The sequence below is a fragment of the Paraburkholderia sp. SIMBA_054 genome (assembly GCF_046534875.1).
GTDB classification, from domain to species: Bacteria; Pseudomonadota; Gammaproteobacteria; order Burkholderiales; family Burkholderiaceae; genus Paraburkholderia; species Paraburkholderia hospita.
Genome location: NZ_JAWRXV010000003.1, coordinates 214,893 through 234,962, shown reverse-complemented (window position 1 = coordinate 234,962; position 20,070 = coordinate 214,893). Strand labels below are relative to the sequence as shown.

Annotated in this window: 18 protein-coding genes; 10 read left to right on the top strand and 8 right to left on the bottom strand. The window is 64.5% G+C overall.

Going from position 1 to position 20,070, the window contains the following annotated elements:
* Window positions 1–107 precede the first annotated feature (107 nt).
* Together SB822_RS05640 and SB822_RS05635 are read right to left on the bottom strand one after the other, a co-directional pair.
* Window positions 108–572 (bottom strand): hypothetical protein, encoded by a 465-nt coding sequence (locus SB822_RS05640; RefSeq protein WP_410854252.1) that lies wholly within the window; start codon window positions 570–572, stop codon window positions 108–110.
* Window positions 573–762: 190 nt separating this feature from the next.
* Window positions 763–1,581, bottom strand: coding sequence for a class I SAM-dependent methyltransferase (locus SB822_RS05635; RefSeq protein WP_410854251.1), 819 nt, complete (start codon window positions 1,579–1,581; stop codon window positions 763–765).
* A gap of 112 nt (window positions 1,582–1,693) precedes the next feature.
* Between SB822_RS05635 and SB822_RS05630 the strand changes: the two genes are divergently transcribed.
* Entirely contained in the window at window positions 1,694–2,062 is a 369-nt protein-coding gene (locus SB822_RS05630; protein ID WP_410854250.1) for an ArsR/SmtB family transcription factor, read from the top strand.
* Window positions 2,034–2,525 carry an SRPBCC family protein gene (locus tag SB822_RS05625; RefSeq protein WP_410854249.1) on the top strand — a complete coding sequence of 164 codons (492 nt, stop codon included), beginning with the start codon at window positions 2,034–2,036 and terminating at the stop codon, window positions 2,523–2,525. The genes SB822_RS05630 and SB822_RS05625 overlap by 29 nt, the downstream gene beginning before the upstream one ends.
* A gap of 50 nt (window positions 2,526–2,575) precedes the next feature.
* Here the strand turns inward: SB822_RS05625 and SB822_RS05620 are convergent, their stop codons facing one another.
* The gene (locus SB822_RS05620) at window positions 2,576–3,538 is read right to left on the bottom strand and encodes a homocysteine S-methyltransferase family protein (protein WP_410854248.1); all 963 of its coding nucleotides are present in this window, start codon (window positions 3,536–3,538) and stop codon (window positions 2,576–2,578) included.
* 211 nt (window positions 3,539–3,749) lie between these two features.
* Here SB822_RS05620 and SB822_RS05615 point away from each other — a divergent pair, with 211 nt between their 5' ends.
* On the top strand, window positions 3,750–4,787 hold the full coding sequence (locus SB822_RS05615) for a GlxA family transcriptional regulator (protein ID WP_410854247.1): 1,038 nt from the start codon (window positions 3,750–3,752) through the stop codon (window positions 4,785–4,787).
* 395 nt (window positions 4,788–5,182) lie between these two features.
* Here SB822_RS05615 and SB822_RS05610 read toward each other — a convergent pair whose 3' ends face one another.
* Window positions 5,183–7,192 (bottom strand): CoA transferase, encoded by a 2,010-nt coding sequence (locus SB822_RS05610; RefSeq protein WP_410854246.1) that lies wholly within the window; start codon window positions 7,190–7,192, stop codon window positions 5,183–5,185.
* 174 nt (window positions 7,193–7,366) lie between these two features.
* On the opposite strand from SB822_RS05610, the gene SB822_RS05605 reads away from it, so the two are divergent.
* Window positions 7,367–8,269, top strand: coding sequence for a LysR substrate-binding domain-containing protein (locus tag SB822_RS05605; protein WP_410854245.1), 903 nt, complete (start codon window positions 7,367–7,369; stop codon window positions 8,267–8,269).
* Between the two features lie 14 nt (window positions 8,270–8,283).
* On the opposite strand, the gene SB822_RS05600 is transcribed toward SB822_RS05605, so the two are convergent.
* Together SB822_RS05600 and SB822_RS05595 are read right to left on the bottom strand one after the other, a co-directional pair.
* The gene (locus tag SB822_RS05600; RefSeq protein ID WP_410854244.1) at window positions 8,284–9,087 is read right to left on the bottom strand and encodes an enoyl-CoA hydratase/isomerase family protein; all 804 of its coding nucleotides are present in this window, start codon (window positions 9,085–9,087) and stop codon (window positions 8,284–8,286) included.
* Window positions 9,088–9,097: 10 nt separating this feature from the next.
* Window positions 9,098–9,865 carry an SDR family oxidoreductase gene (locus SB822_RS05595; RefSeq protein ID WP_410854243.1) on the bottom strand — a complete coding sequence of 256 codons (768 nt, stop codon included), beginning with the start codon at window positions 9,863–9,865 and terminating at the stop codon, window positions 9,098–9,100.
* 326 nt (window positions 9,866–10,191) lie between these two features.
* Between SB822_RS05595 and SB822_RS05590 the strand changes: the two genes are divergently transcribed.
* On the top strand, window positions 10,192–11,499 hold the full coding sequence (locus tag SB822_RS05590) for an MFS transporter (protein WP_410854242.1): 1,308 nt from the start codon (window positions 10,192–10,194) through the stop codon (window positions 11,497–11,499).
* A 68-nt stretch (window positions 11,500–11,567) separates the two neighbouring features.
* A complete protein-coding gene (locus tag SB822_RS05585; RefSeq protein ID WP_410854241.1) occupies window positions 11,568–12,740 on the top strand; it encodes a thiolase family protein in 1,173 nt (390 codons plus the stop codon).
* A 45-nt stretch (window positions 12,741–12,785) separates the two neighbouring features.
* Here the strand turns inward: SB822_RS05585 and SB822_RS05580 are convergent, their stop codons facing one another.
* Window positions 12,786–13,676, bottom strand: a complete 891-nt coding sequence (locus SB822_RS05580) for a LysR family transcriptional regulator (RefSeq protein ID WP_007583077.1) — start codon at window positions 13,674–13,676, stop codon at window positions 12,786–12,788.
* A 102-nt stretch (window positions 13,677–13,778) separates the two neighbouring features.
* Here SB822_RS05580 and SB822_RS05575 point away from each other — a divergent pair, with 102 nt between their 5' ends.
* The gene (locus SB822_RS05575; RefSeq protein WP_035538285.1) at window positions 13,779–14,204 is read left to right on the top strand and encodes a VOC family protein; all 426 of its coding nucleotides are present in this window, start codon (window positions 13,779–13,781) and stop codon (window positions 14,202–14,204) included.
* Window positions 14,205–14,217: 13 nt separating this feature from the next.
* Complete coding sequence (locus SB822_RS05570) at window positions 14,218–14,697, top strand: nucleotide-binding domain containing protein (protein WP_410854240.1); 480 nt, start codon at window positions 14,218–14,220, stop codon at window positions 14,695–14,697.
* Between the two features lie 16 nt (window positions 14,698–14,713).
* Here SB822_RS05570 and SB822_RS05565 read toward each other — a convergent pair whose 3' ends face one another.
* Entirely contained in the window at window positions 14,714–18,085 is a 3,372-nt protein-coding gene (locus SB822_RS05565; protein WP_410854239.1) for a DNA-binding protein, read from the bottom strand.
* 398 nt (window positions 18,086–18,483) lie between these two features.
* On the opposite strand from SB822_RS05565, the gene SB822_RS05560 reads away from it, so the two are divergent.
* Both SB822_RS05560 and SB822_RS05555 read left to right on the top strand, forming a co-directional pair.
* Complete coding sequence (locus SB822_RS05560; protein ID WP_007737640.1) at window positions 18,484–18,996, top strand: sigma-70 family RNA polymerase sigma factor; 513 nt, start codon at window positions 18,484–18,486, stop codon at window positions 18,994–18,996.
* Window positions 18,997–19,000: 4 nt separating this feature from the next.
* Complete coding sequence (locus tag SB822_RS05555; protein WP_410854238.1) at window positions 19,001–19,987, top strand: FecR domain-containing protein; 987 nt, start codon at window positions 19,001–19,003, stop codon at window positions 19,985–19,987.
* Window positions 19,988–20,070: the final 83 nt, after the last annotated feature.

The window sequence follows — 20,070 nt, the reverse complement described above, 5'->3', positions numbered from 1 at the left end:
ATTCCCTGCGATGATTTGTCGCATGGCGATTGCGCCGCCGCGCCGTCGTGCCCGTCCGACCCGCGAGTTCGCCGTTCAGTGAACTCGCAAGGCCGTCAGCTCGCCAATCAGTCGTCGTAGTGACGGTGCTTGTGCTTGCGCTTGTACGAACCGTGCGAACCGTACGAACCGTGCGAACCGTGCGAATAGTCGTCGGCGTACGAGTTGGAACGCGAGATGTTGCCGCCGAGCGCCGAACCGGCGCCGCCGCCCAGCGCCGCGCCGACCAGGCCGCCTCCGCGCCCGCCCATCGCGTTGCCCGCCGCGGTGCCCGCACCGCCGCCGAGCGCGCCGCCGATGATCGCGCCCGTGCGCTCACGGCGGTTCGACGTAACCGCACCGCCCGCGCCGCCGCCCACCGCGCCGCCGATCACGGCGCCCGTGCTGCCGCCCACCGCGCCGCCCACTGCTGCACCGGCGACGCCGCCGAGCGCGCCGCCAAGCGCATTGTTCATATCGCCGGCCATCGCCGGCAACGACGCCGCAGCCGTCAGCGCTGCAATGGCCACCATCTGAATGATTCGCTTCGACATAGTTTGATCAGTAGTTTTTGAGACGGGGCGAGTATAACCAACGTCTGAAAGGCGTTAGTAACACCGGTCATTCCTTCCAGTAAGAGGTGTAACAATTTCCGCCGGGCAAACGCCGTCCGGCCCGTCACATAAGGCGGGAGCGGCTTTCGGAGGGATCGTTGCGCTCAGCGGGACACACTTTTTCGTCGTTTTAACGTTGTGCTGTGACGACGTGCGCTTGAATCCTTCCGTCGATTGCGCTACCGCCAAAACGCTTGCGTAGGGCGGTTGCGCAAGCCGCAGTCGCTTCGTCGAGCGTTGCGCCCGAACGGGCCTCGATTTCGGCCCGGATCGGCGTGCCCTGGCAGAACGCGATCGCGGCAGCCTGCGCCGACCCCGCGCCGCTGCGTTTCGCGATCGTCTCGATGCGCGGCGGCGGCGCATCGAAGCCGCCATTCGCGAGATCGCGCGCAATGATGTTCGTGTCCCAATAACCGTGCGGCACGCGCTGCAAGAAACTCGGCGGGTCCGCCGCATACAGCCTGCCGAGCGCGTCCGAAACGGTGACGGTAAATGCGTTCTCCTCGATTCGATCCCAGACGTTGAATAGCAGCACGCCACCGCTTCGCAGCACGCGCCGCGCCTCGGCAAACGCGCGCGCCTTGTCGGGAAAGAACATCGCGCCGAACTGGCAGACGATCAGATCGAAGCTCGCATCGTCGAATGGCAGATGCATCGCGTCCGCCTGCTGCCATGTCACCGGCCTGTGGGTGCCGAGCGTCGCGGCGCAGTCGAGCATCGCCTGATTGAGGTCCGTCGCGACGATTTCGACATGCTCGGGCAGCGCATCCGCCATCGCACGCGTGACGACGCCCGTGCCCGCCGCGATTTCGAGCACGCGCGACGGCTGGACCGACGCCGCCCTGCTCGCGAGATCGCTCGCGTATGGCTCGAAGATCATCGGCACGAGGTAGCGCTCGTAGATTTCAGGAATCGAGCCGGTGAAGCCCGTGTCGTTGGGTGTGTTCATCGAACGCCTCCGTTTCTTGGGATTGACGCTAAACCCATGCTGATAGCTTAGACGCGCGCCGTCAGTGCGGACGCCTTCGCTGCGCCGCCACTTTTGCACTATACTTAGCCATATGGCTAACTATCATGCCGCAGTAAGCGAAGTGTTCCAGGCGCTGTCCGATCCGACCCGTTGCGCGATCGTCAGCATGCTCGGGCGCGGTGCGCAGACCGTCTCGGCGCTGGCCCAGCCTTTCGACATGGCGCTGCCGTCGTTCATGAAACACGTCGCGGTGCTGGAGCACAGCGGCCTGATCCGCACGCACAAGGTCGGCCGCGCGCGCACCTGCGAGCTGATGCCCGCGAAGCTGACGGAAGTCGAAACATGGCTGGCCGCGCAGCGCGCCGTGTGGGAAGCACGATCCGACCGGATGGTCGAATTCGTCGAACAGCTTCATCAAGAGGAGCAAGCTGATGTCAACAAAACCCGTCGAAAGCGCTGACACGAACGATCTCGTCATCACTCGCGTGCTGCGCGCGCCGGTGGCTGCCTTGTGGCGCGCGTGGACCGAACCGGATTCGCTGAAAGAGTGGTGGTGCCCGAAGCCCTGGACCACTGAAGTCCGCGCGTTCGATCTGCGTCCGGGTGGCGCCTTTCACACCTTCATGCAAGGTCCCGATGGCGGCACGAGCGACAACCCCGGCTGCTTTCTCGAAGTCGTCCCGCAAGCGCGCATCGTGTTCACGTCGATGCTCACGGCGGGCTGGCGCCCCAACACGCCGTGGCTTGGCTTCACCGCCGACATCGCAATGTCCAAAGAAGGCGAAGGCAGCCGCTACATCGCGCGCGTCATGCATCCCGACGTCGCGACGCGCGACCGGCACGAGCAACTCGGCTTTTTCGACGGCTGGAACACCTGCATCACGCAACTCGACGAATTTGCGCTCACGCTGGGCCGGGCGTGAGTATCGGCGCGGAGGCGGCGGCGGCGCGAGCGGCCCTCGCGCGCTGAACGTCAAACAGTATCGGCGGCCAGCGGCGCCTTCATCGCGCGGCAAATCTGCCCGACGTGCCGATGATCCGTACCGCAGCATCCGCCGACTACCGTCATGCATGGCAGCAAATGACGCAGCGCGCGATAGCTGCCGCCGAGTTCGTCCGGATCGCCGTCGTCGAGATCGTCGGCTTCGTCGAGTTCGGCGTGACTGCGCTTCGACGCATTGGCTCGCACGCCGCGAATGCGCTCCCGCCACGCGCCCGCGTCGGCGAGCATCGACGCGAAGTGCGACGGGTGCGCGCAGTTGATCATGAAGTAAGCCGCGTAGCCATGCGTCTCGGCATCGGTGCGCGCGATCGCATCGGCCAGCGACTCACCCGACGGCAACCGTCCATCCGTCTCCAGCGTGAACGCTATCGCGACAGGCATCGCGCACGCCTGCGCCGCCTGGATCACCCCGATTGCTTCGTCCGCATAGTTGATCGTGAAGGCGGCGACCATGTCGGCGTCCGTCGCCGCGAAGGTTTCGATCTGCGGCTGATGATAGGCACGCGCTTCGCTCTGGCTCATGCGCGCATCGGCGCGATAGCCGTCGCCGCGCGGACCGAGGTTGCCGCTGATGACGATCGGTGTCGCCGGCGTTTCATAAGCGGCGCGGACGCGCGCGAGCAATGCAATCGCGCGACGGTTCGCATCGGCAAGCGACGCCGCCGTATAACCGAGCTTGCCCGCCCAATCAGGATTCGCGCGCCAGGTCGGCGATTCCAGCACGAGGCCGACGTTTTCGCTGCGCGCCAGCTCGGCATAGCGCGCGAAATATCGCTCCAGCATCGCCTCGCCCGCTTCATCGCGCAGCAGCGCGAACGCGGCGAAGCACGGCAGGTCGATGCCGTCATGAAAAATCAGCGTGGTTTCGAGGCCGCCGTCCGTGATGAACAGGGAATCGGCGAGTTGCGGGAGGTGCTGGCGATACGGACTCATGGAAGCTCCTTCGAACGATCGCGCCCATCCATCGACGCGGCGAGACAAGCGCGACAAGCGTGACAAACCCGACAAGCGAGATAAGCCAGCCGTCGCCGGTCTGGCATAAATGCGATCCTTACACTTAAATTACATCTACGACGCCGTCACGATACTGCGAACGCGCGCTTCCGACTAAAGCGTTATCGGCCACGAACGGGACGAATCGGCCATGAAAGAGAAGACCCGCACGTCCGTGCGCATCGCCATCCTGGCGATGCCCGAAACCTCGGCTTCCGTGGTGTACGGGATGTACGACATGTTCATGTCGGCGGGAAGGGACTGGAGCCTGATCGTCGAAGGCGCGCCGGGCGTTGCGCCGTTCGCGCCTCAGGTCGTGTCGCGGCACGGCGCTTCGCTGGTCGCCGCGAACAATGTGCGCATCACGCCCGACGCGACGCTCGATGCCTGCGCGCACGCCGACGTGGTTTGCGTGCCCGAGCTGATGGTGGCGCCGGGCGAAGCGCTCGAAGGGCGCTTCGCGCAAGAGATCGATTGCCTGCGAAGCTGCTACGCCGACGGCAAGATTCTCGCGACGGCCTGCTCTGGCGCGATCCTGCTGGCCGAAGCCGGGCTGCTCGACGGTCATGAAGCGACCACGCACTGGGCCTTTTGCGACCTGATGACGCGCCGCTACCCGGCCGTCAAGGTGCGCAGGCATCGGGCGCTCGTCGCGTCGGGCGACGGCCAGCGGCTCATCATGGCGGGTGGCGGAACTTCATGGCTGGACCTCGCGCTGTATCTGATCGCACGGCTCGCGGGCGTGGAAATCGCGATGCAGACGGCGCGCATCAACCTGGTCGTCTGGAACGATGTGGGTCAGCAGCCGTTCGCGCGGCTCGCGCGCACGCGGCAGGTCGAGGACGCCGTGATCGCGCGCTGCCAGGCGTGGATCGCCGGGCACTACGCCGAGGCTTCCCCCGTCGCCGCGATGGTGCAACTGAGCGGCCTGCCCGAGCGCTCGTTCAAGCGGCGCTTCCAGCAGGCGACGGGCATGTCGCCGCTGGTCTACGTGCATACGCTGCGGCTCGAAGAGGCCAAGCAGATGCTCGAATCCAACCAGCAGCCAATCGAAGCGATCGCCAATGAAGTCGGCTACGAAGATGCGAGCTTCTTCAACAGGCTGTTCCGTCGCAGTGTGTGCCTGACGCCGGCGCAATACCGGCGGAAGTTCGGTGCGATGCGTCTCGCGCTCGATGGCGGCGGGTAAGACGTTGACGATGCGCAAACGCATGGACGCGCCTGTTGATGTACGTCAACGCGCGTCTTGCTCTCGCCGCCGCGGTCGCGAGCCGGTTCGGCATCCTGACGATATGCGTTCCGCTGCTGACCCGCATCGGCATCTGCAAGCCATTGCCCCGCGCGCATCAACTTGTGATCGTGGGGCGGCGTCCGTGGTCCTGTGACGCTCACGCTTGCGTTGTGCGTCGCGCGCGAATCGGCGCTGTCGCTCTAAACGCGCCACTTCGCGGCGACGATGGCGACCCGCTTCGCGGTGCTCAATCTGCTGTGCAACGGACTAACGCCTGGACGTCTCGGGCGATGGCTCGGCGTGGTTGGGCCGGCCCGACAGAGGACGACCTACACCGACGCTTTAGCAAGCGCTCAACCCGCCTCGACCATTCCCCATCTCAACGGCGACCCTCGCGAAGTCTCTTCGGCATATCGCGCGGGCGCGCCCGGCACCGCGCGAACGCGTGCAGGCGTGCGCGACAAGCGGTACGGCACCTTCAGAATCGGCCAGAACGCGCCACTCGCGTCGCGCGCGACGCTCAGCACGTCCGCGAGAAAATCGCCGTCTTCGATCAACTCATCGACGCGCGCCACGGGCACCGCACTCACGCCCGCATTCGCAAGCGCGGCAACTGCCGACGCCCGCGAAAGCGCGCCGCACCGTTCGCGCCTGGCGCTTGCCGCGAGCGCAGCCACATCGAAACGCTCATCGCTTTCGAGCCACACATGACCGTCGATACACGCGACCGCGATCCCCTCCCGTTCGGGATTGCCCGACGCGAACAGCGCGCACCACGCAGCCACGTCCTGCATCGATATTTCGACGAAGGTCCCGGCCTGCCGCGCAGGATCGGCGAGAAGCGCAAGGATTGCCAGCAGCGCCGCCTGCCCGCCCAGAATGTCCGCGCCCGACGCGCCGAGTTTCACCGGCTGGCCGTTGCCGCGTGTCAGGTCCATGAGGCCGCCCATCGCCTGAATGACCGTGTCGAACGCGGGCCGCGCTGGGTATGCAGACGCGATGCCGAAGCCCGAGATCGAGCAATAGATCAGACGCGGGTTGATCTCGCCAAGCGCCTCGCGCCCGAAGCCGAGCTTTGCGAGCGCACCCGGCCGCAGGTTTTCGACGAGCACATCGGCATCGGCGAGCAGCGTACGCAGATGCGCGCGGTCGGCCTGCTGCTTCAGATCGAGCGCCAAGGTCTGCTTGTCCGTATTGTTGAGCGCGAAGAAGTAGCTCGTGCCCGCCTGCCCCGGCGTCCACGCGCGCGCGACCTCGCCATCCGGCGGCTCGATCTTCACGACCTCAGCGCCAAGCGCCGCGAGATGCTTGCCGACCAGCGGCGCCGTCGTGTACTGGCCGATCTCGACGACCTTGATGCCGGCGAGCGGCCCGGCATCGCAGGAGCGCACTGTGCTTTCAACGCCTGCACGCTGCTCTAAAGATGCGTCATCAGTCAGACGCGACAGGCTGAAGATCGACATCTGCCGATACGTCTCAGCGTCGATACCGCACGCGTCGATCTGCGCCGCCGCATCCGCGTGGCGCATGCGAAAGTTCGGTTCACTCGACAGTCCCGCGACGGACACGATCGGGCCAGCCGCCACGCCGATCTGTTCGCACAGATGTGAGCATTCATCCGTCGTCAGCGTGGACGTCCACGTTTCGATCAGCGCATCGAGTTCATCGACATTCGACACGCGCGCTCGCAACGTGTCGAAGCGCGAGTCGTCGAGTTGCGGCACGCGGGCCACGCTCTTGATCTTGCGCCACTGTTCTTCTGTGCTGGTGCAAATCAGTATCCAGCCGTCGAGCGTCCGATACGCATTCCACGGCGCGCAAGCAGGATGACGATTGCCGACGCGGCCAGCCGTCCGTTGCGCAAACGCAGCAGGCAGAAACGTCGTGAGCGCGCTCGCCGCGCAGCCGAACAAGGTCACGTCGATAGTCTGCGCGATTCCGTGCAAACGCTTCACGCGTACGGCCGCCGCAATCGACGCGCACGCATACAGCGCCGCCGATATCTCCGTGAACGGCACGCCGATGCGCACCGGCTCGCCATGCGCAAAGCCCGTCGTGTCCATCAGGCCGCTGATCGCCTGGATCTGCGCATCGGAGGCACGCATGCCCGCGCGCGCGCCTTGCGGTCCCGTCGCAGTGATATCGCAGACGATATGCTTGCCCGCCGCCTTCAGCTCCGCGATCGCGTTTCGTTCGCTCGCCGTGCTCACGTCCGATGAAACGACGATCACGTCATACGCGAAGCCGCCCGTTGGCTGCGCGTGCGCAAACGTAACTTGCGCGCCGGCGCGTTCGAGCAGCGTTGCGCCGAGCCTCAGTGCCTGGCGCGAGCCCCAGGCCAGAATTCGCACACCGTCCAGCATGGTTGTCTCCTTCAGTCTCACAGATTGCCTTTGAATCAACGATACGGCGCGCAACAGGCGCACTCAAACGACATTTGCTGCACACTCGATTGAGTTTTGCTGACGCCAACGCAAACGCGCTTCTACGTAGCAATCCCGGCATGCAGCTTGCAAAGCGCGTGCTACCATTTTTCGATGCGAACCCTTCCGTCACTCAACGCGCTGCGCGCCTTCGAGGTCTGCGGCCGCCTGCTGAGCGTGCAGCTCGCCGCGAACGAGCTCAACGTCACGCCCGCTGCCGTCAGCCGGCAGATCAAGCTGCTCGAAGACCAGCTCGGCGTGCTGCTGTTCGAGCGCGGTCATCGCGCGATCGCACTGACGCCGATGGGAGAGCGCTACCTCTCCGACATCGTGCGCGGCTTCGAAACGCTGCGCACCGCGACGATCAATCTCACGGAAGCGCGCCGCCGCCGCACGCTGAAGATTCGGGGCTACACGACGTTCTCGATGAACTGGCTGCTGCCTCGTCTGTCGACGTTTCATCGCGAGCATCCCGATATCGAGGTCAGTCTCACCACCTCGTTGCAGCCCGTCGACTTCAACACCGAAGACGTCGACGCGGCGATCCGCCTCTCGCATGCGCCATCGTCGGACGTCGGTTTCGACCGGCTCGTGCCGAACGAACTGGTGCCCGTGTGCAGCCCCGAGTTCCTGCGCGCGCATCCCGATCTCACCGACGCGACGCCCGAAGCACTGCGCAACGTGCCGCTTCTGCATTCGCTGGCGCGCCGCGAAGACTGGGCCAAATGGCTCGACGCGGCGGGCGTGCGTGGCGTCAATCCGTTAAGCGGCCTCCGCTACGAAAGCTCGATCCTCGCGTACTTCGCGGCGACGCAAGGCGTCGGCATTGCGATGGCGCAGCGCGTGCTCGTCGCAGACCAACTCCGCGACGGTACGCTCGTGATGCCCTTTTCGTTCGTGCTCGATCTGGGCGCGTTCACGTACTACCTGATCTATCCGCGCGAGCATCTGTCGAACGCCGAGTTCGTCGCGTTCCGCAACTGGCTTCTGTCGATTGGCGAAGCGCCCGCCGCCTAGCGCATCTGACGCGTCTAGCGGCCCTTGAACTGCGGCTTGCGCTTTTCGGCGAACGCCTTGCGCCCTTCCATGCGGTCTTCCGAATCGCGCATCGCGCCCCACGCCAGCTCGGTAAATTCGAGCGCCTGCGCAAGCGGTACATTGCTGCTCGTTTCCGCAACCTTCTTGATCATCTGCACGGCAAGCGGACCATTCGACGCGATCACGCGCGCGAGTTGGCGCGCCTTGTCCATCAGCGCTTCGGGCGCGACGACATCAGATATCAGGCCGATCTGCTCCGCGTACGCCGCGTCGATCTTGCAGCCCGTCAGCAGCATCTTCATCGCGATCGCGGACGGCACGGCCTTTTGCAGCGCCTGAATGCCGCACACGGCGGGAATGCTCGCGACGACGGCTTCCGGCAAGCCGAACACGGCGTCCGTCGATGCGATCCGCAAGTCGCATTGCAGCGCGAGTTCGAGTCCGCCGCCGAGGCAATAACCGTTGATCGCGCCGATAACCGGCTTGAAGAGGCGCAGCGAGCTGAGATCCATCAGCCGCACATAGATGCCTTCGGCAGCAGCGCGGTCGATAGAACGCACGAACGACGAACTGAAACTCGTCGAAGGCGGCAGCGTATTTTTCAGGTCCGCGCCGACGCAGAACGATTTGCGCCCCGCGCCGGTGAGCACGATCACGCGCACGTCATCGTCGTCACGCGCTTCGGCGAGTGCCACGCGTAGATCCTTGAGACTATCGAGGTCGAGCGCGTTGAGCGCTTCGGGACGGTCCAGGCTCACCGTCGCCACATGATCCGACACGCTGTAGTGAATCGTCATGATGTGCTCCTCAAACGCTCGGCGACGACAGCGAACGGCCGCCGCATACATAGAGCGTCTGCCCCGTGATGTACGACGCTTCGCGCTGCGCGAAGAACAAGACAGCCTGCGCGATGTCGTCGGGCGTGCCGATGCGCTGCACGGGCACCGATTTCTTCAGCCGCTCCTGAAGGTCCGCATCGAAGGTCTGAAACAGCGGCGTATCGACGATGCCCGGCGCAATCGCGTTGACCGTGATGCCGGCGCTCGCCCATTCGAGCGCGAGACTGCGCGTGAGACTCACCACGCCGCCCTTCGCGGCCGAATAGTTCGACTGTCCGACACCGCCCAGCCACGCGCGCGACGAAATGTTCACGATGCGCCCATAGCGCGCGGCGCTCATGTGTGCGAGCACGGCGCGGCAACACAGAAACTGCGACTTCAGGTTCACGCCTATCACAGCGTCCCAGTCGTCGTCGCTCATCTTCGTGATGCGTTTGTCGCGCACGATGCCCGCGTTGTTCACCAGCACGTCGATCTGGCCAAAGCGTTCGACGACAGCTTCGACCGCCTCGTTGACGGATGCGCTATTCGTCACATCGACGGGCAGCGCGATCACGTCGGCGCCCGCTGCGGCCAGCGTGCTGGCGGCGTGATCGAGGGCCACGCGGTCGAGATCGAACAGCGCGATGCGCCTGCCGTTGCGAGCCAGCGCAGCCGCGATGCCGAAACCGATACCCTTCGCGCCGCCCGTGACGATGGCGACCTCGGCGGCCGGGTTGTGAGGTGATGCGTTCATGACGTGTCTCCATGGAATGAAAAGCCTGTGCATCCCATGCTAGGGCGCGCCACACCCCACGCTCAAACAACTTTTTTCGCGGCTTCGATTGACTTTCGCTCAATCGAAACCGCTCGCGCCCGCGCGTCGGCCGTCTGCGGCCTGGTTGCAAAAAATATCAATCGAAAGCGCAGAAAAAGTCGTTTGAGCGGCGCATCTGGCGAAACCTACGATGCGTCCATGTGCCGGACAGACTGCTGATTTTCCCGTTTCAAGCGATACGTCCAGCACTTTTCACCTGCGTTGCGCAACCAGCGCGCGCTCACCACAAGAGACACGGAGACAGCATGGACACCATCCTTCCGGGCGTTGCGCACGAAGAAGCCGCTACGCCGCTCACGCGAGCGCAGAGAAAAGCCATCGTTGCGGCGACGCTCGGCACGGTCGTCGAATTCACCGACTGGATCATTTACGCGACCTTCGCCGCACTGTTTTCACGGCACTTCTTTCCTGCGAACAACGACCGCGTGTCACTGCTCTCCGCGTTTGCCGTGTTCGCGGTCGGCTTCGTGATGCGGCCTATCGGCGGCGCGCTGCTCGGCGCGTATGCCGACCGGCACGGCCGCAAGAACGGTCTCGCGCTGTCGGTTGCGTTGATGGCGGGCAGCTCGCTCGTGATCGCCGTATGTCCTGGCTATGAATCGATCGGCATCGCGGCGCCGCTGATACTCGTGCTCGCGAGGCTGATTCAAGGCTTTGCGGCGGGTGGCGAGTTCGGTTCGGCGTCGACATTCCTGATCGAATCGTCTGCGCCTTCGCGGCGCGGCTTCGCAGGATCGTGGCAGCACTTCGCGGTCAACGCGGGCGTGTTGGTGGCGGCGTTGATCGGCGCGATCCTCACGTCGATGATCGACCATGCGGGCATGGCGAAGTGGGGCTGGCGCGTTGCCTTCACGATTGCCGGCCTGCTCGGCTTCGTTGCGCTGTGGGTCCGGCTCGCCGTCGCCGAAACCGATGCGTTCAGGAAGAGTGCCGCGACGCATCAACGCACGCGTCATCCGTTTCTCGAGATCGTTCGCGAGCATCCTCGCGCGGCGCTGCGCGTGATCGGCATCGCGATGGCGGGCAACCTCTGCATCTATCTGTGGCTCGTGCTGTTTCCGACGCTCGCTCATCTGCGCACCGGCTTGCCGCTGCACGACGCGTTCAACGCGAGCGTGATCTCGATCGTCGTCTCGCTGATCGCGATTCCGTTTATCGGCAGGTTGTCGGACCGTATCGGCCGCAAGCCCGTGCTGCTCGTTTTCGCAGGCGGCTCGGCGCTGTTCGCATGGCCCGCGCTGCATTTCCTCAGCAACGACTTCTGGAGCGCCACCGCAATCGTCACGATCGGCATGCTGCTTTCGTCGGGCTTCGCCGCAACCTGCGCGACGGTGATGGCCGAGCAGTTCCCGGCGCGAGTGCGTGCAACGGGTGTCGCGCTGCCCTATGCGGTATCGGCAGCACTGTTCGGTGGCACGCTGCCGTACATCGTCACTGCCATGTCGAATTCGGGTCTGTCGCAATACCTGTGGGTCTATGTCGCGACCGTGTGCGCCGTGGGCTTCGTGGTCTATGCGCGGATGCCGGAGACGCGCGGGAAGGTTCTCGATTGAGCGCTACTGAAGGTTAAGCAGACTCGCTCGTCGTCGTAGGTTCTGAAGTACTTTTATTGGAGGCAGCAATGCGCAAGGTTGTAATTGGCGGCGTCGGCATGACGTCCTTTGGCAAGTTCCTGGAGCGGAATCTGAAGTCGCTCGCTGAAGAATCGGTCTCGCTCGCATTGAAGGATGCGCGCGTCAGCGTCAACGACGTCGATCGTATCTTCTTCGGCAACGCGGCAGCAGGCGTCGTCACGGGTCAGGAAATGATTCGCGCGCAGTCGTCGCTGCGTAATACAGGGCTCGACGGCAAGCCGATGTTCAATGTCGAGAATGCGTGCGCGTCGGGCAGCTCGGCGTTGAATCTCGCTTGGCTTTCCGTTGCTTCGGGACAGTCGGAAACGGCGCTCGTGGTCGGTGTCGAAAAGCTCACGCACGAAGACAAGGCGATCTCGTTCGGCGCGTTTGCTAAAGCCGTCGATCTAGAAGAGCCGCTGCCCGAAGGCGTGACGACGGGGACGGGCTCGCTCTTCATGGATCTCTATGCGGCAAAGGCGCGCAAATGGATGGAGAAGACGGGCGCGGAGGCGAGCGATTTCGCGCGCGTCGTCGTGAAGAGCCGCCGCGCTGGGTCGCTGAATCCGCATGCGCAGTTCCGCAACGAGACGAGTGTCGAAGAAGTGCTCGCCAGCCGGACGGTCAGCGATCCGTTGACGCTCTTCATGTGCTCGTCGATCGGCGACGGCGGCGCGGCTGTGTTCATCTGCTCGGAACAATTCGCGGCGAAGCGCGACATTCGCCCGGTGTACATACGCGCGAGTTCGATCGTGTCGGCGAAAGCGGATGGATCGGGCGAGCTGGTCGCGGTGCGCGCGGCGAACGCCGCGTATGAACAGGCGGGCATCGGTCCGTCGGATGTGCATGTCGTCGAATTGCACGACGCGTCCGCGCCTGCCGAACTCATTCACTACGAGAACCTCGGTCTGTGCGCGCCCGGCGATGCGCCGAAGCTGATTCGTTCCGGCGATACGGATATCGGCGGGCGGATCTCAGTGAATCCGAGCGGCGGCTTGTTGTCGCGCGGTCATCCAGTCGGCGCGACGGGCGTCGCGCAGATCGTCGAGCTGACGCAGCAATTGCGCGGCACGGCGGGCGCTCGGCAACGGCCTGGGGCGAAGGTGGCGCTGGCCGAGAATAATGGGGGGCAACTGGCGGGGGACTCGGCGGTTGCGCTGGTGACTATTCTGTCGACTTGATTGCAGCTTGCTTCAACGTCGCGCCGCGTGGAGTACGCGGCGCGTTCAACGATCATCCGTTGCGGGCTTCTTGCGCGCCTGCGCTTCGATCAGTTGCAGCAACACCTTCACAGGCTCGCTCAAATGCTGCGGCGCGCGATGCACGAGGCCGACGTCGCGATGAAACGTGTGATGCTCGAGATCGACAGCGCGCACCTTCGCGGGCCAGCGCCGATACGTCGCCGTTTGCGGCACGAGCGCCACGCCGACGCCGTTTTCCACCAGTCTGACGATGGCTTCCAGTTCGTCCAGCTCGCACACGTCGCGCACGGTGAAGTGCATGCGGCGCAGGAAACGGTCCACTTGCCGGCCGCCGAACGACGCGCGGTCGTAGCGAATGAACGGCTGATCCGCCAGCAGTTCCGCCCAGTCCTTTCCCTTCACGCCACGCGGCACGATCAGCCTGAACGGCTCCTGCGCGAGCGTCGTCCAGCGCAGATCGCTTTGGAACGAAAACGGCGGGCGAATGATCGCGGCGATATCGATCTCGCCGGCGTCGACGAGATTGACGAGTTCCATCGACACGCCGGGAATCACACGCGTCGTGCATCCCGGACATTGCGCATGAAACCGCGCCAACGCATCCGGCAGCAGCGAGCGCTGCACCGACGCAATCGCACCGACCGTCACGCGCACGGTGGCCGCCGGGCCCGCCGCCGTCGAACTGAGATTGTTGTAGAGCCGGACGACTTCCTGCGCCTGCACGAGTATCTGCTGACCAGTCGCATTCAAACGCGCCGTTCGCCCTTCGCGGTCGAACAGTGCAACGCCCATTTCCGCTTCGAGCCGTTGCATCTGCGCGCTGACGGCAGCCTGTGTCAGACCGATCCGCTTGCCGGCAGCAGCGAACGTACCCTCCTGGGCAACGGTAATCAGCGTTTTCAGTTCACGGATCATTGATAAATTTCATTTGTGTTTGACGAAATTATATATTGATTTAATTTTTCAATTCCGCCGCGTACTATGTGCGGTCTGCGAGCGCCCCACATGGAGAAAACAGTGAGCCTTTCCCCTTTTCATCTGGCCATTCCCGTCTACGACCTTCCCGCCGCGCGTGACTTTTACGGACGCGTGTTCGGCCTCGAAGAAGGCCGCTCCAGCACGCAATGGGTCGACTTCAATTTCTTCGGCCATCAACTCGTGATTCACGAGCATCCGAAGACGGCGTCGCAAGAGAGCGTACACAGCAATCCCGTCGACGGTCATGACGTGCCCGTGCCGCATTTCGGCGTCGTGCTTGCGTGGGATCAATGGGAAGCGCTCGCAGCACGGTTGAGGTCGTTCGGCACGAAGTTCGTGATCGAGCCGTATATCCGCTTTCAAGGGCAGGTCGGCGAACAGGCGACCATGTTCCTGTTCGATCCGTGCGGCAACGCGCTGGAGTTCAAGGCGTTCAAGGACATCGGCCAGCTGTTTGCGAAGTAACGCGTGTTTGCACTTGCTGGTCAGCCTGTCACCCGTCACGGTCGAACAGATGGCAGCCACACGCTCGTACTGGAAGATCGAGACCGATCCGCTTGCATGCGACAGCGACACGCTGTGTTTCAAAACAGCGCCCATCGTCGACATGCTGCGCGACGGACGCAATGTGCTCGCGTTCACGCGTCGCCCGCACGCATCGGCGCGTTACGCGCAGCAAGAGGATGCCGCGCGGACCGCGCATGCGTGCGCGGCACTGCTGCGCGACGTGGTGCGCGCAGCGAGGCCACAGCGCATCGGCATTGCGGGCGGCGACACGTCGAGCCACGCGGTCCAGGCGCTCGACGCATGGGGTCTGTCCTATCGCGCACCGCTGACGGCGGGCGTCACCGTGTGCCGCCTGCACGCCGACGAGCCTTGGCTCGACGGCACCGAGGTCATGTTCAAGGGCGGACAGATGGGCGACGTCGATGTCCTCGAACGACTGATCGAGGGCTGAATGCGCGTTGTGCGCGTCAGCCCTCAAGCTTCGACATCGCAGCCGTCGCCGGATCGTACTGGTAGCCCTTCTGCGCGAGTTGCTGGGTCATCGTCGCGCCGATCAGCTTCTTCTGCGCTTCCCTGAACACCAGTTCGTGGTCGGGCTTGAGACGCTCCAGTTCGAACGAGAGCCTGCGCAGGAGCGCGACTTCGCCGGTGCTGCGCGCGTCGATGAAGAGGATTTTTTCGTTCGCCTGGTCGAGCCGCTGCTTGATGTCCTTCGCGTACGTCACCCATTGCTCGGCGTTCGCACGAAGCTCGTTGTAGGCCTTCGTGTGAGTCTTCGCCTGAGCGGCGATCTGGCGTTGCAAGGACGCGAGTTCTTCCGTGACATCGGTTCCGCCCGGCAGTTCGCCGCCTTGCGCGGCCTTTGTCGACGCCTGTTCGTGCGGGCGCTCGGCCTGCCTTTGCGCCAGCTCGCCTGCGCGCTGTTCCGCTGCATCCGCCCGCTCCTTCGCGTCGAACGCGTCTTGCGTCGCGCGCGCCAGTTCGGCGCTGGCCGCCGTCTGCGACTCGCTCATCGCGCTGATCTGTGCGCGGGCTTCGTCGAGTTCGCGCGTGACGCGCTGCAACTCGTCGAGTTGCGTCGACGCGTTGTCGCTTTTCGCTGCGGCCGCCTCGCGCTCGGACGAAAGGCTCTGCTCCGATTGCGCTGCCTGCCGTTCGGCTGCGTCCGCCCTTTCCTTCGCCGCCGATGCGTCCTGTGCGAGCCTCGTCAGTTCTGCGCTCGCTGACGTTTGTGCGTCGGTGAGCGTGCCGATCTGCTTGCGGGCTTCGTCGAGTGCTTGCGTGACGCGTTGCAGTTCGTTGAGTTGCGACGACGCTTCGCTGTTTCGCGTGGCGGCGGCTTCCTGCTCGGCTGCGAGGCTTTGTTCCAGTTGCGCTGCACGTTGCTCGGCTGCATCCGCTCTTTCTTTTGCGGCGGATACTTCTTGCGTGAGCCGCGACAGTTCGGCGCTTGCAATGGACTGCGCATCCGTCAAGGCGGCCACCTGTTTGCGTGCTTCGTCGCGTTCCGCTGCGAGCGTTTGTTCGGCCGCTTCCGCGCGGTTCTTCGCCGCGGATGCGTCTTGCGTCACCTGCGCCAGTTCTGCGGCTGTCGCCGTTTGCGTCTCGGTCAGTGCGTTGATCCGATTGCGCGCGTCTTCGAGTTCATGCGTGACGCGTTGCAACTCGTTCGATTGCGCCGCCGCTTCAGCGGTTCGCGCTGTCGCTGCCTCGCGTTCCGCAGCAAGGTCGCGTTCCAGACGGGCCGACAGTTGCGCGGCGGCATCGGCACGGCGTTTCTCGGCGGATGCATCTTGCGTGATCTGCGCCAGTTCAGCGGCTGCTACCGTTTGCGCCTCGGTCAGCGCGTTGATCTGACTGCGGGCCTCTTCGAGTTCGCGCGTGACACGTTGCAATTCGTCGAACTGAGCGGACGCTTCGCTGTTGCGCGCCACGGCTGCCTCGCGCGCGACGGCAAGACTCTCATCCAACTGGACGGCGCGCTGTTCGGCGGCTTCGGCCCGCTGCTGCACGGCAGCGGCTTCCTGCCTGGCGTTCGCCAGTTCGGCGCTTGTCGCCGTCTGCGCCTCGGTGAGCGCGTTGATCTGTGTTCGCGCTTCTTCGAGTTCATGCGTGACGCGCTGCAATTCGCCCGTCCGCGCCGCCGATGCTTCCCGCTCGCTCGCGAGGTTCTGCTCCAGTTCGATCACGCGTTGCTCGGCGGTTTCTGCCCTTTCTTTCGCGGCGGTCGAGTCTTGTGTCAACGCGTCGATCCGTGAACGGGCTTCGTCCAGTTCGCGCGTGACACGCTGCCGTTCATCGCTTTGCGCCGCCGTGGCCTCGCGCTCCACCGCCAAGCTCTGCTCCAGTTCCGCTGCGCGCTGTTCGGCCGACTCCGCGCGTTGCTTTGCGGACGATGCGTCTTCCGTGACCCGCGCCAGCTCGGACGTCGCGGCCGTCTGCGCCTCGTTCAGCGCATTGATCTGCGCGCGCGCTTCTTCCAGTTCGGTCCTGACATGCTGAAGCTCGTCGCTGTGCGCCGCCGTTATCTCACGCTCTACTGTCAGACTCTGCTCGAGTTGCGACGCGTGCTGCTCGGCGGCATCGGCCCTTTGCTTCGCGGCGAAGGCGTCCTGCGAGACCCGCGCCAGTTCGGCGCTCGCGGCCGTCTGCGCCTCGGTCAGCGTATCGGCCCGCGTCCGTGTTTCTTCCAGTTCGCGCGTGATGCGCAGCAGTTCGTCGCGCTGCGCAGCCGTTGCCTCGCGTTCCACCGTCAAGCTCTGGTCCAGCTGCGCTGCGCGCTGCTCGGCTGCGCCGGCTCGTTCGAGCGCCGCAGACGCGTCCTGCGTCGCGCGCGCCAGTTCAACTGCCCCCAGCGCGTGCGCCTCGGTCAGCGCGCCAATCTGCGCTCGCGATTCGTCCAGTTCTCGTGTGACGCGCTCCAGTACGCCACGCTGCTCGGAAAGGTCCGCGGCATGTTCCAGGGCGGCGTCGCGTTCCGCGGCGAGTGCGTTGCGGGTCTCGCTCAAGTCGGCCTCGACCGATGCGAGGCGCGCCGTGCTCTCGTTCGCCTGCGCCGTCGCTGCTTCGGCGCGCGACACTGCCGCGCCCGCCTCCTGAGACCAGCGCTCCGCCTCTTCCGACTTCGCCTGGCAAGCCTCATCCAGCGTCGCGATCTGCCGGCGCGCGTCGTCGCGCTCGCGGCCAAGCCGCGCGATTTCCTCGTTCTTACTCGAAACCGTCGCGGCCAGCCATTCGTTTGCCTTGTGCTGATCCTCGAGCGTGCTCTGGATCGCCGTGAGCTTCGCTTCACCCGCCGATGCGCGCTCGCTCAGGTTCTGGACGTTCGCCTCGGCGGCTTCCGCGCGCGCGGTCACGGCCTCCAGTTCCGAGCGAACCTGCGCGGCGGATTCCTGCAACGCATGCAGGTCGTTGCGCAACCCGTCCAGCCGCTCGCGCCCTGTTTCCACTTCTTCTCCCGTCTTCTGATAGGCGGCAAGCGCCTCGTCACGCTCTTTGCGCACGACATCGAGTTGCTGGCTCGCCGCGCCTAGACCCTCGCTGAGCATCCGGCCCGCGTCGTCCTGAGAAGCGGACCAGATGCGGCGCGCGGCCTCCATCAAGGTTTCCGCCAGTTCGCCAGGCAGCGCCTTCTGGGCTTGCGGCTCCGGCGCCTGCGGTGCCTGCGGCTGGCGCGTCTCGCGCCAGCGTTGCAGCGCCGCGGCGACGGCGACGATCGAACCGCTGCGAACTTCCGCCCAGATCGTGACGGGGGAAACCAGACGGCCTTCTTCGGTCATGCGGTCTGCAATGGCTGCGACCTGCTCATCAGTCATGGTGGTGTCGGTGTCGGTGGACATATGCGCCTCGAGAATCAACTGGCCAGGCGAAAGACAAAATTTTCGATACGTTACTACGATCGGCGGCATCCGCGACTGAAGAAACGTGCCAATGCTCATCCAGTAAGCATTTGACGGGCGATGCAGGCGCCTGGTACGCCGAGCCGTGATTTTGACAGGACGCATCAGCGAGATGGGCGATGGCCCTGCATGGGGACGGTCGTCAGACCCGTGCAACGGCGCGCGACGGGCGTTCAACGCAGCCGCAGAACGTATGCCCACGCGCCATTCCCGTCGGCAGGCGACGCTCGCACGGGAAATTTGATCGCGTGCAAGACCGCATTCCCTTGTGCGACAATACGAATAATTCTCATTTAGTAGTTTTATTTTGCTTACTGGACTCGTCCGGAAGACCGCGCATGCCGGCAGACAATCTCTCGTTGCGTCTCGAGGTCGAAAACCTCTACGTCGCCCATCATGGCTGGCTTCACACGTGGCTGCGCCGCAAGCTGGGATGCGCGCATCGGGCGGCCGACCTTGCGCACGACACTTTTATGCGCCTGCTCGCGCGCGACGAACCGCTTGAATTGCTCGAACCGCGCGCCTTCCTCACGACGGTCGCCCAGCGCGTCCTGGCGAATCACTGGCGACGTGAGCAGATCGAGCGCGCCTATCTCGAAGCGCTCGCGCTGGTGCCGGAGCCGCTTGCGCCGTCGCCCGAAGAACGTGCCGTGCTGCTCGAAACATTGTGCGAGATCGACGCGTTGCTCGACGGTCTGCCCGTACCCGTCAAGCGCGCATTCCTGATGGCGCAACTCGACGGCGCGACGCAGACGGAAATCGCGACCACGCTGCGTATTTCCCTCGCGACGGTGAAGCGCTATCTGCTGAAAGCGGCAGCGCAATGCTTCTTCGCGATGAAACTGGAATAGACGCGTGAATATCGGCAGTCCTCCTGGCATCGCTCCGAATGTCGCGCGTCGCGCGGTCGAATGGTGGCTCGATCTGCAGTCCGGTGACATCACCGACTCGCAACGACGCGCGTTCGAATGCTGGCGAGCCGAACACGCCGATCACGATCGCGCGTGGCGGCACATTCAGTCCGTGAGTCAACGTCTTCAGATGGTCAATGAAAGCCCGGCTGCGAATGCCGCGCGCGCCGCGTTGACGCGTCCGCGTTCGCCGGCACGGCGCGCCGGCATCAAGGCGCTCGTTGTCCTCTTCTTTGCGGGCGGAACGGCCTGGCTTGCGCGCGATCAGATTACGTGGCGCGGCTGGAGCGCGGATCTGCGCACCAGCACGGGCGAGCAGCGCAACGTGACGCTCGCTGATGGCACGCGGCTCATGCTCAATACCGCGAGCGCCGTCGATGTCCGCTTCTCGGACACGGAGCGCCGCATCGTTCTGATTCGCGGCGAAATCATGGTCGTCACGGGACACGACGACGGTCCCGCGCCGCGCCCGTTCGTCGCGCAGACGGCACAAGGTGTTTCGATACCGCTCGGCACGCGCTTCTCGCTCAGACAGGAGGATTCGACGACGCGGCTCGACGTGTTCGAAGGTGCGGTCAAGGCCGAACCAGCCCGCGCGCCGGGCGTGTCCAAGGTCGCGCGTGCAGGCGAGAGCATGCGCTTCACCGCCACGCAGATCATGCCGATCGAGCCGACAAGCACCGATACGGCCGCATGGACACAAGGCATGCTGGTCGCGAGCAACATGCGTCTCGCCGACTTCCTGTCGGAACTCGGGCGGTATCGCGACGGCTACGTGCGATGCGATCCTTCGATCGCGGACTTCCGCCTGTCGGGCACCTATCCGCTATCGGACACGGATCGCGTACTCAACACGCTTGCGAGCACGCTGCCCGTCGAGCTGGAGTACATCACGCGCTATTGGGTAACGGTGAAGCCAGCGCGTTCTTAGGGCGGCAATCACTACGCGGCAAAAAATTTTCATCGATATTGAGCTGTTTTCGATTCTCGCGGGACAAGGCAGATGAGAACACC

Excerpts from the sequence above, each read along its gene's own strand:
- SB822_RS05620 (WP_410854248.1), bottom strand. The coding sequence starts at position 3,538 with ATGAGTCCGTATCGCCAGCACCTCCCGCAACTCGCCGATTCCCTGTTC.
- SB822_RS05615 (WP_410854247.1), top strand. The coding sequence starts at position 3,750 with ATGAAAGAGAAGACCCGCACGTCCGTGCGCATCGCCATCCTGGCGATG.
- SB822_RS05635 (WP_410854251.1), bottom strand. The coding sequence starts at position 1,581 with ATGAACACACCCAACGACACGGGCTTCACCGGCTCGATTCCTGAAATC.
- SB822_RS05585 (WP_410854241.1), top strand. The coding sequence starts at position 11,568 with ATGCGCAAGGTTGTAATTGGCGGCGTCGGCATGACGTCCTTTGGCAAG.
- SB822_RS05610 (WP_410854246.1), bottom strand. The coding sequence starts at position 7,192 with ATGCTGGACGGTGTGCGAATTCTGGCCTGGGGCTCGCGCCAGGCACTG.
- SB822_RS05565 (WP_410854239.1), bottom strand. The coding sequence starts at position 18,085 with ATGTCCACCGACACCGACACCACCATGACTGATGAGCAGGTCGCAGCC.
- SB822_RS05605 (WP_410854245.1), top strand. The coding sequence starts at position 7,367 with ATGCGAACCCTTCCGTCACTCAACGCGCTGCGCGCCTTCGAGGTCTGC.
- SB822_RS05580 (WP_007583077.1), bottom strand. The coding sequence starts at position 13,676 with ATGATCCGTGAACTGAAAACGCTGATTACCGTTGCCCAGGAGGGTACG.
- SB822_RS05640 (WP_410854252.1), bottom strand. The coding sequence starts at position 572 with ATGTCGAAGCGAATCATTCAGATGGTGGCCATTGCAGCGCTGACGGCT.
- SB822_RS05600 (WP_410854244.1), bottom strand. The coding sequence starts at position 9,087 with ATGACGATTCACTACAGCGTGTCGGATCATGTGGCGACGGTGAGCCTG.
- SB822_RS05630 (WP_410854250.1), top strand. The coding sequence starts at position 1,694 with ATGGCTAACTATCATGCCGCAGTAAGCGAAGTGTTCCAGGCGCTGTCC.
- SB822_RS05560 (WP_007737640.1), top strand. The coding sequence starts at position 18,484 with ATGCCGGCAGACAATCTCTCGTTGCGTCTCGAGGTCGAAAACCTCTAC.
- SB822_RS05625 (WP_410854249.1), top strand. The coding sequence starts at position 2,034 with ATGTCAACAAAACCCGTCGAAAGCGCTGACACGAACGATCTCGTCATC.
- SB822_RS05595 (WP_410854243.1), bottom strand. The coding sequence starts at position 9,865 with ATGAACGCATCACCTCACAACCCGGCCGCCGAGGTCGCCATCGTCACG.
- SB822_RS05590 (WP_410854242.1), top strand. The coding sequence starts at position 10,192 with ATGGACACCATCCTTCCGGGCGTTGCGCACGAAGAAGCCGCTACGCCG.